5 protein-coding genes and 1 pseudogene are annotated in these 8,234 nt (G+C 47.6%); 2 read left to right on the top strand and 4 right to left on the bottom strand.

The window, feature by feature from the left end:
- Both ICN34_RS10070 and tal read right to left on the bottom strand, forming a co-directional pair.
- Positions 1 to 184, bottom strand: a pseudogene (locus ICN34_RS10070) (IS5/IS1182 family transposase); the annotation flags it as partial.
- Positions 185 to 390: 206 nt separating this feature from the next.
- Positions 391 to 1,368: a transaldolase gene (gene tal / locus ICN34_RS10065; RefSeq protein WP_072582192.1), complete on the bottom strand. Its 978-nt coding sequence runs from the start codon at positions 1,366 to 1,368 to the stop codon at positions 391 to 393.
- Positions 1,369 to 1,469: 101 nt separating this feature from the next.
- Between tal and rpiA the strand changes: the two genes are divergently transcribed.
- Complete coding sequence (rpiA, locus tag ICN34_RS10060) at positions 1,470 to 2,180, top strand: ribose-5-phosphate isomerase RpiA (RefSeq protein WP_072582193.1); 711 nt, start codon at positions 1,470 to 1,472, stop codon at positions 2,178 to 2,180.
- A 270-nt stretch (positions 2,181 to 2,450) separates the two neighbouring features.
- Here the strand turns inward: rpiA and ICN34_RS10055 are convergent, their stop codons facing one another.
- Both ICN34_RS10055 and argA read right to left on the bottom strand, forming a co-directional pair.
- Positions 2,451 to 2,723, bottom strand: coding sequence for an oxidative damage protection protein (locus tag ICN34_RS10055; protein ID WP_072582194.1), 273 nt, complete (start codon positions 2,721 to 2,723; stop codon positions 2,451 to 2,453).
- Positions 2,724 to 2,764: 41 nt separating this feature from the next.
- The gene (argA, locus tag ICN34_RS10050) at positions 2,765 to 4,129 is read right to left on the bottom strand and encodes an amino-acid N-acetyltransferase (RefSeq protein WP_072582195.1); all 1,365 of its coding nucleotides are present in this window, start codon (positions 4,127 to 4,129) and stop codon (positions 2,765 to 2,767) included.
- A gap of 53 nt (positions 4,130 to 4,182) precedes the next feature.
- Between argA and hrpA the strand changes: the two genes are divergently transcribed.
- On the top strand, positions 4,183 to 8,211 hold the full coding sequence (gene hrpA, locus ICN34_RS10045) for an ATP-dependent RNA helicase HrpA (RefSeq protein ID WP_216862569.1): 4,029 nt from the start codon (positions 4,183 to 4,185) through the stop codon (positions 8,209 to 8,211).
- The last annotated feature ends 23 nt before the right edge of the window (positions 8,212 to 8,234 follow it).

The raw sequence follows: 8,234 nt of genomic DNA, 5'->3' as shown, positions 1-8,234 counted from the left end.
GATGATAGGACGGCCTACCAGTATCAGCAGGAACTACTCCTTCAAAACCCAAACTCTTTAAATCTAATTGATCGACAAACAGATCAATGACGCGCACGGGATTTTCTTCGGTGATGTACTCATCAAGCAGCTCAGGTAATAAAGTACTTTGGGTTCGATCTTGGCCAGTAATGAATCGTTTCATCTTCATGAACATCCGTTAATTAGTGATACTTAATTAACGTTTGAGGGTGCTTAGGTGTTTACAAAAACAGGGGGATTATTGGGGGTTTTTACACAGCCTCGGTCGAAAGCAGCCATTGCAGAGGTGGTGAAAGCCGCCCTTGCTTTACATAGATGTCTCAGCATCAAGAGGGCCCTGCGTTTAATAAGCTGTAGTTCTAATCTCAATTACTTGGCTAGTAGCGCTTCCAACTTCTCGGTATCCACGCAAAAGTTCCGAATACCTTCAGCCAATTTCTCGGTAGCCATTGCATCATTGTTGAGCTGCAGGCGGAAACTGGATTCATCTAGCTTTAGCGGTGCGATGCCTTCCGCCTCTAATGCTGCTTTGGTATTAGCAGCATCGAGTTTTGCCTCGACTGAGGTATGACTGCTCTGGAGCTCAGCCAATAGCTCTGGACTAATAGTCAAAAGATCGCAACCGGCTAACTCTAATATCTGACTAGTATTTCTGAAGCTGGCACCCATGATTTCAGTGGGGATGCCAAAGTGCTTGTAGTAATGAAAGATTCTCCTCACCGAAGTGACGCCAGGATCATTTGCACCACCATTGGTGCTATCACTCCAGTTATTACTTAGTTTGGCTTTATTCCAATCAGTGATGCGGCCCACAAATGGAGAAATAAGTTTTGCATTGGCTGCACCACATGCAGCCGCCTGCACGAGTGAGAAGAGCAGGGTCATATTGCAATGAATACCTTGCGCCTCTAATTCTTTGGCGGCGGCAATGCCTTCCCATGTTCCTGCTAACTTAATCAAAATCCGTTTACGGTCAATGCCATGAGATTCATATAGTGCAATTAAATGCTTTGCTTTAGCTACAGTACCTTTGGTATCGAAAGAAAGTCTGGCATCAACTTCGGTAGAAACACGTCCCGGAACAATCTTCAGAATCTCTAAACCAAACGCAACCAAGATGTAGTCCACCAAATCGGTCGGGCTCATACCTGGATGCGCTGCCTTGACCGACTGGACCAAATCTTGATAATTGCTTTGTTGAACAGCTTTCAGAATCAGGGATGGGTTGGTAGTCGCATCTTGCGGCTGAAACGCCTGCATGCGCTCAAAATCGCCTGTATCAGCCACAACCGTGGTGAGTTTCTTGAGTTGTTCCAGTTGGCTTGGTGATGAGGGGGCGCTATTCATGGGCTTGCTCGCTGCTCTAAGGTGGTTTTCTTGTAGATATCATATGATAGATGGATTAATTACTCAGTTCCAGTTAAGGCATAAGGGCGTTCAGCGGGCATATGAATCAAGATCAACTAAAGCAAATGGTGGGTGTGGCAGCTAGAGATGAAGTGCTAAAGCTTCCTGCCGGTCAGATTTTGGGTGTTGGCACAGGTTCCACCGCAAATTGCTTTATTGATGCACTTGCGCCGCATAAGGACCATTTCGCCGGAACAGTATCGAGCTCCAATGCAACCACTGAGCGCTTACTGAAACATGGTTTTAAAGTGCTAGACCCAAATGATGTTCAGGGACTACCAGCCTATGTTGATGGTGCGGATGAAATTGATCCGGCAGGACACATGATTAAAGGTGGTGGTGGTGCGCTTACTAGAGAAAAGATTATTGCCTCCATGGCAAAGCAATTTATTTGTATTTGCGATTCATCTAAGCAAGTGCCGGTACTGGGCAATTTTGCATTGCCAGTAGAGATCATTCCGCTTGCGAAAGGTGTTGTTAGTCGTGAGTTAGAAAAATTAGGTGGTCAGGTCAGTCTGCGTCTAGCGAAAAGCACTAGGGCTGATTTGAAGCAAACACCAAGCGAGCCTTTTGTCACCGATAATGGCGGGTGGATCTTGGACGTAGCAGGCCTCAAAATTGTCAACCCTATTCAGATGGAAGCGCAAGTCAATCAAATTGCTGGAGTGATTACTGTTGGGTTGTTTGCTAAAGAAAAAGCCAATATATTGCTAGTCAGTAACGCTGCTGGTGTTGAGCGTATCGCACTCTAATCATTGTTGTAAGTAATAAAAAACCCGACGGGGTATGCCCATCGGGTTTATTTGCCATGGTATGCATGGCGTAGATAATCGGAAGGTAATTAGTTCCGACATCTATAAGTGCACAGATGCACTTATCTTAAGTGGCTTTCGCCAATGTAGCGAGACACCAAAACTGCCTCACCACGACTTCATCCTACGCTCATCGTTGGCAGTGTCAATACCAATTGGCAATATATTTTTCAACAAATCAATTGCTGCAACACCGCACCCGATATTCAATCACTCTGAAGGGGGAACGTAACCTTGGGCCATATCAGCTCCACCCTCAAAGAAGTACTTTTCTACCTGCTTTAGGAGGTACTGGCGTGCGCGGGGGTCTGCCATATTGAGGCGGTTTTCATTAATGAGCATGGTTTGGTGCTTTAACCAAGCTGCCCAAGCTTCCTTAGAGACTTGATTCCAAACCTTTTTACCTAGCTCGCCTGGAAGCGGGGCAAAATCCATTCCCTCAGCTTCTTTATTGAGTTTGATACATTGAACCATGCGTGCCATCTGTAATACCTTTCTAATAATGCTTATGTTTCTGAAGTTGCTTATAAGTCTTTAGTTAAAACCATGGACTTACGGTCCCAGTTATAGATCTGCTTTCTTTCTTCTGGCAGGTCATCTACTGATGCCCGTTTAAAGCCACGCTTTAAGAACCAGTGTTCAGTCCTGGTAGTGAGAACAAATAATTTTTTAATGCCTTCTTGCTTAGCGCGCATTTCAACACGCTTCAATAGGCGTTCACCATCTCCGGATCCTTGAACGTCGGGATCTACCGCGAGACAAGCCAACTCACCAACGCCATTCGGGAATGGGAAGAGGGCGGCGCATCCAAAGAGAACGCGGTCATGCTCAATGACTGAGAAGCGCTGAATATCACGCTCAATCACGTCTTGACCACGTGCTGCCAAGATGCCCTCATCTTCAAGCGGCATCGTCAACTGCAAAATACCGCCTACATCATCTTGATTAGCTTCACGTAAGTTCTCGATATCAGATGAGGCTAGCATCATGCCAATACCATCATGAGTAAAGAGCTCCTCTAGGAGGGCTCCATCCTGATTGCAGGGCAAAAAGTGAACCCGGCTAACGCCTGCCCGTATTGCTCTGCCAGAGATACTGAGCAAACTCTTCATGCCCAGATCCATATCTTTGTTCTGCGCGACATATTCTTGCAGTTGCGGCATGGAGAGTTCGGTAATGAAATCACCCTCAGTATCTTTTAAACCCGCATATGGACTTAAGAAGATCAACTTATCCGCTTTAAGAGCTGCGGCAGTGGATGCAGCTACATCTTCGTATGCCAGATTAAACGCTTGGCCTGTTGGTGAGAAACCTAAAGGAGACAGCAACACAATCTTATTGCTATCAAGAGACTGTCTAATCGAGCTAGAGTCAACTTTGCGTACCAAACCAGTATGGATGTAATCAGTGCCTTCAACAACACCCACAGGCATTGCAGTAATAAAGTTTCCTGAGATCACAGAGATGCGTGAGCCAGCCATTGGAGTGTTTGGTAAGCCACGACTAAATGCTGCCTCAATATCGAGGCGCAATTCACCAGCTGCCTCTTTAACGCACTCTAGTGCAGCTGCATCGGTAATCCGATAGCTGTGCAGGGCGCTCTTGCCAAACTTGCTTTTAATATTCCGGAGCATCAACTGCTCTTCAATCTGTGGGCGGATGCCGTGAACCAAAACAATACGCATACCCATGGCATGGAGCATGGCGATATCTTCAATCAGATTCTCAAGGCCGATTTCTTGGACGAGTTCACCTGCAAAGGCGATAACGAAGGTCTTCTCACGGAAGCTATGAATGTAGGGCGCAACATCGCGCAACCACCCCACGAAAGGGAAGTTGGAGGTCGTTTCTTCGGCCATTAAGGCCTGGTTCGGTGCATTTGTTGGCATAGTGAGAAAATTATAGGGTGCAAGAGCCTATAAACCAACAAAAACCCAAAGCAATGCCACAGCCTGTGCCTGCTTCCAACACCTCGCGCCGTCTGGTAATTCAGTTTCCGGAGGAATTGCCGGTCTCTGGTCAGCGTGAGCTGATCAAGGATGCCCTGCAGAGCCACCAGGTGGTGATTGTGTGCGGTGAGACTGGCTCAGGCAAGACTACCCAGCTTCCGAAGATCTGCTTGGATCTGGGGCGAGGCACGATTAATGGTGGCAAGCTCATTGGCCATACTCAGCCACGCCGGATTGCTGCTACTGCCACGGCCAAGCGAATTGCCCAGGAGCTCGGTTCGCCCATTGGCCAAGATGTGGGCTATCAAGTTCGCTTTGCTGACAAGTCCAGCCATACAGCTTCCATCAAGTTGATGACCGACGGCATCTTGCTGGCAGAGACTCAGCGTGACCCTCAGTTGCGTGCCTATGACACGCTGATCATTGATGAAGCGCATGAACGTAGTCTGAATATCGATTTCTTATTGGGATATCTGCGCCAACTACTCCCAAAGCGACCAGACCTCAAACTCATCATCACTTCGGCAACCATTGATGCTCAACGTTTTGCGGAACACTTTGCCATCAATGGCAAGGTAGCCCCCGTTATCGAGGTCAGCGGCAGGCTGTTTCCGGTGGAGCAGCGTTACTCACCACTTGAGCCAGACGCTAAGCCTGATGGTAAAAAGGAATCCAAAACTGCTAAAGAAATTCCGGATGCGGTGACAGAGGAGATTGCCAGCTTGTGGCGAGAGGGTGCGGCAGGCGCTGGAGATGTATTGGTTTTCTTGCCGGGTGAGAGAGAGATACGAGATTGCGCAGAAGCTTTACGTAAAGATCATGTCTTGCAGCAGCGCTTTCATCCAGAGATTCTGAGTTTGTTTGCTCGTCAATCGGTGGCCGAGCAAGAGAAGGTGTTTAGCCCGGGCAATGGGCGACGCATCATTCTGACAACCAACGTTGCAGAGACTTCGTTAACGGTTCCAAATATTCGCTATGTGATCGATAGCGGTCTAGCAAGAGTGAAGCGCTACTCCTATCGCAATAAGGTAGAGCAGCTACAGATTGAGTCTATCTCTCAGGCTGCCGCTAACCAAAGGGCTGGGCGTTGCGGTCGTGTATCGGATGGCATCTGTGTTCGTTTATATAGCGAGCAGGATTATCAAGGCCGGCCTAAATTTACCGACCCAGAAATATTGCGAAGCTCATTAGCTGCAGTGCTGTTGCGCATGAGCTCCTTACGCTTACCCAAGATCCAGCATTTCCCCTTTATTGATAAACCCTTGGGCAGAGCGATTGCCGATGGCGTCCAGCTTTTGGATGAATTAGGTGCAATTGAGTTTGATGAATCGGAGTCAGCAGATGGCAAGGATATCAATAACAGCTTCAAACTCACCGCTATTGGTAAGCAATTAGCAGACTTGCCTCTCGATCCGCGCATAGGCAGAATGTTGCTGGCAGCCAAAGAGCACAATGCTTTAAAAGAAGTGACCATCATTGCCTCTGCTTTGGCAACTCAAGATCCGCGTGATCGCCCCATGGATCAGGCTGCAGCAGCAGATCAAGCCCATCTACAGTTTGCTGATGAGCGCTCTGAGTTTCTGAGTTTCATCAAACTTTGGAATTGGTATCAAGATGCTTTGCAACACAAGCACAGCAATCGACAGCTTGAGAATCTATGTAAAAGCAAATTTCTGTCACCACGTCGCTTACGTGAGTGGCGCGATGTTCATGGTCAATTGCACACCATGCTGGGCGAGAAGGGCTGGAAAGAAAATGCTTTAGCCGCAACGTATGAGCAGGTACACCTTTCTTTATTAACAGGCTTGCTCGGATATGTAGCCAAAAAAGAAGAGGATGAAAAATCTCAGGATCGCAATAGCAAAACAGGTGGCTACATTGGCGCGCGTGGTATTCGTCCATTCATTTGGCCTGGTTCTACTATTGGCAAAAAGGCGGGCGCTTGGATTCTGGCTGGCGAACTTCAAGAAACCAATCGTATGTATGCCAGAACGATTGCGAAGATTGAACCGCAATGGGTAGAGCGCGTTGCAGCACATCGCCTGATTAAGTCCCTCAGTGATCCTTTCTGGGATAACCGCCAGGGCGAGGTCATGGCATTTGAGCGAGGTACTTTATATGGCTTGCCAATCTACCATGGTCGTAGGGTTCGATATGAACCCCATAACCCTGAAGAGACCAGAGAATTATTTATTCGTCAGGCCCTCGTGCAGGAAGAAATGTTTGGGCGCATGGATACCCCCGCGCTCCAGCGTGAAACAGAAGCTGATGCCAAGAAAAAATATCCTAATGTGTTTGGATTCTTTTGGCATAACCGTCGCTTGATTAAAGAAATTGAAGCCCTAGAACATCGCTCACGTCGACCAGATGTATTGGTAGATGATGATTTGCTATTTGCGTTTTATGAATCTCGAATACCTAAGGAAGTGCGTAGTCGTGAAAGTCTCAAAGCATGGATAGCCAAAGAGAAGGGTAATGATAAAAATGCCGAAAAGGATCTTGATGCTCAGCTCCGCCTAGAAAAAGCCGACTTGATGCGTCATGAGGCGGCTGGCATTACCGTAGATCGCTATCCAAAAACAATGTTGATCGGCGGTGCACAGCTCAGTCTGACCTATCACTTCGAACCAGGCAGCCCGAAGGATGGCGTCACTCTGGTTGTTCCGTTAACCCAGCTTAATCAAGTGGATGGGCGTCGTTGTGAATGGCTTGTCCCTGGTATGTGTGAAGAGAAGGTATTACTCCTCCTTAAATCACTTCCGCAGAAATTAAGACGCCATTGCGTACCGTTGCCGGATTATGCAAAGTCCTTCCTTGAGCGCAGGTTGGAAGAGAAGCAATTTGGCGTCGGCGACTTTCTAGATAGTTTGATTGGCGATATCCGCAAAGAACGTGGCCTCGAAATTAAACGTGCTGACTTCAGGCCCGAGGCTTTGCCACTGCATTCCTCGATGAACTTTCGTTTGATTGATGAGCATGGACGCCAGCTTGAAGTGGAGCGTAACTTAGCTCGCTTGCGTTCAGAGTATGGGCAGACTGCTCGCAATGCCTTCCAAGCCATTGCCCAGGAGGCTGTTCAGGTCGAGCTTGGCGTTGAGGCTATATCAAAGCCAAGCAGTAACAATACTAATGAAGCTAATGCACGCAAGGTCGAGCAGGGCGGTTACCGTTCATGGGATTTTGGGGAGTTACCGGAAACCTTGGAAATTCAAAAGGGGAATAAAACTCTGTTTGGTTACCCCGCTCTAGTGGATCGCGTTGACTTTTGTGATCTCGAGGTATTTGATGATTTAGAGGAGGCTCGCAAGCAGCATGCTTTAGGGCTACGTCGCTTATTTGCGCTGAGCAATAAAGACACGCTCAAGGCCCTGCAAAAACAATTGCCCGGCATACGTGAATTAGGTTTGCTATTTATCAATGTGGGATCGGTAGAGGGGTTGATTGATCAGATTCTGAATATTGCCCTTGAGCGTGCTTTTATGACTGAGCAGCTTCCAGTGAATGCAGAGCAATTCGCCGAGCGCCTTCAAGCCGGAAAACCAAGATTGGCACTTATTGCCCAAGAGATATCTCGCCACGCATTAAATGCATTGCAAGCCCATGCAGATTTGCAGAAAAAGATTGCTAGTGCAAAAGCAGCTTCGCCAAGTGCTTATGCCGATATACAGGTACAGATGCAGGGATTGATCTTCCCAAAGTTCGTGGCGGAGATACCGTATTCGCAATTGGTGCATGTGCCACGCTACTTAAAAGCAATTGCGATGCGGATTGATAAATTACGATCAAATCCTAGTCGTGATGCCCAATGCCAAAAAGATTGGGAATCGGTTGCTCGTCCGTGGCAAAAACTGATGCAAGGCAAGAAGGGGTCTGCCTCTTATGCGATGGCTGAGGATCAGGCTTTAACGGATTTTCGTTGGCAGCTGGAAGAGTTGAGAGTGGCTTTGTATGCTCAAGAGCTTAAAACCCCAACCCCAATGTCCTTAAAGCGGCTCGAAAAGGTTTTAGCAAGCTTGCGCTAGGTCAAATCCAAAGCATATCCACT

This window comes from Polynucleobacter sp. Tro8-14-1, from assembly GCF_018881655.1.
GTDB lineage: Bacteria > Pseudomonadota > Gammaproteobacteria > Burkholderiales > Burkholderiaceae > Polynucleobacter.
Note: the sequence above shows the minus strand (reverse complement) of the source record. Positions and strands in the feature narration are given on the sequence as shown.

What these genes read in the sequence shown, in the direction of transcription:
- tal (WP_072582192.1), bottom strand. Translation starts at nt 1,368, where the DNA reads ATGAATAGCGCCCCCTCATCACCAAGCCAACTGGAACAACTCAAGAAA.
- rpiA (WP_072582193.1), top strand. Translation starts at nt 1,470, where the DNA reads ATGAATCAAGATCAACTAAAGCAAATGGTGGGTGTGGCAGCTAGAGAT.
- ICN34_RS10055 (WP_072582194.1), bottom strand. Translation starts at nt 2,723, where the DNA reads ATGGCACGCATGGTTCAATGTATCAAACTCAATAAAGAAGCTGAGGGA.
- argA (WP_072582195.1), bottom strand. Translation starts at nt 4,129, where the DNA reads ATGCCAACAAATGCACCGAACCAGGCCTTAATGGCCGAAGAAACGACC.
- hrpA (WP_216862569.1), top strand. Translation starts at nt 4,183, where the DNA reads ATGCCACAGCCTGTGCCTGCTTCCAACACCTCGCGCCGTCTGGTAATT.